We start from the raw sequence: 1,118 nt of genomic DNA, 5'->3' as shown, positions 1-1,118 counted from the left end.
CCGGCAGGGCATGCAGCCCGTAGGCCGGTGCGGTGGTGGTGCGGGCCAGCAGGCGGCAGCCCCGCTCGGTCAGCTGCCCGTGCAGCGGCAGGCCCCGCAGATGGGCGCCCACCACCGCCAGCACCAGGCTGGGCGCGGCGGCCGGGTGGCGGCGCAGGGCGTGGTCGTCCTCGCGCGGGGGGCGCAGGTGGGCGCCCAGGAAGGCGCCGGGCTCGGCCAGGCGGGCGGCTTCCCAGCGCTGGCCCCACTGGGCCAGGGCCGCATCGGCGCCGCCCGGGCCGATCAGCGTGATGCCGAAGGGCAGGCCGGCGGCCGTGAAGCCGCTGGGCAGGGCCAGGGCCGACCAGCCCAGCAGGTTGACGAAGTTGGTGTAGCGGCCCAGCGCGCTGTTGCGGGCGACGGGCTCGGCCGCCACCTGGGCCCGTGTCGGGTGGGTGGGGGCGGTGGGTACCAGCAGGGCGTCCAGCCCCTGCCACAGGGTGGCCGCGGCCCGGGCCAGGGCGTCGAGCCGGTAGCGGCCCTCGAAGGCCTGGGCCGCATCGAATCGACGGGCCTGGCCGATGACCTCGCGCACCACCGGGTCCAGGGCCTCGGGCTGCGCGTCCATCAGGGCGCGGATGGCGGCGTAGCGCTCGGCCACCCAGGGGCCGTCGTAGAGCAGGCTGGCCACCGCGAAGAGGGGACCGAAGTCCACCGGCACCAGTTCGGCGCCCAGGGCGCGGGCGCGGGCCAGCGCGGCGGCCCAGGGGGCGGGGTAGCCCAGGGCGGCGTCCAGCTCGGGTCTGGCGGGGATGCCGATGCGCGGCCGCTCCGGCAGCCAGGCCGGCTGCAGCACCGGGTGGGGCAGGGGCGAGTCGGCGTCCGGCCCGTCGATGATGGCCGCGGCCTCGGCCGCATCGCCCAGGGTCAGGGCGAAGACGTTGACCACGTCCAGCGTGCGGCAGGCCGGCACCACCCCTTGCATGCCCAGGCGGTGCGGCGTGGGTTTGAGGCCGATGAGCTGGTTGAAGCCGGCAGGCACCCGGCCCGAGCCGGCGGTGTCGGTGCCCAGGGCGAAGGGCACCAGGCCGCGCGCGACGACCGAGGCCGAGCCTGAACGTGAGCCGCCGCTGACGTAG

The 1,118-nt window shown here is 77.5% G+C and carries 1 protein-coding gene; it reads right to left on the bottom strand.

Annotated features, from left to right (window positions below; translation table 11 throughout):
- A partial coding sequence (locus I73_RS09160; protein ID WP_022980331.1) for an amidase family protein occupies positions 1-1,118 on the bottom strand: 1,118 nt, incomplete at both ends.

Source organism: Ideonella sp. B508-1 (assembly GCF_000333615.1).
Lineage (GTDB): Bacteria > Pseudomonadota > Gammaproteobacteria > Burkholderiales > Burkholderiaceae_C > Ideonella.
The sequence above is the reverse complement of the archived record's forward strand: the minus strand, read 5'-3'. Positions and strand labels throughout refer to the sequence as shown.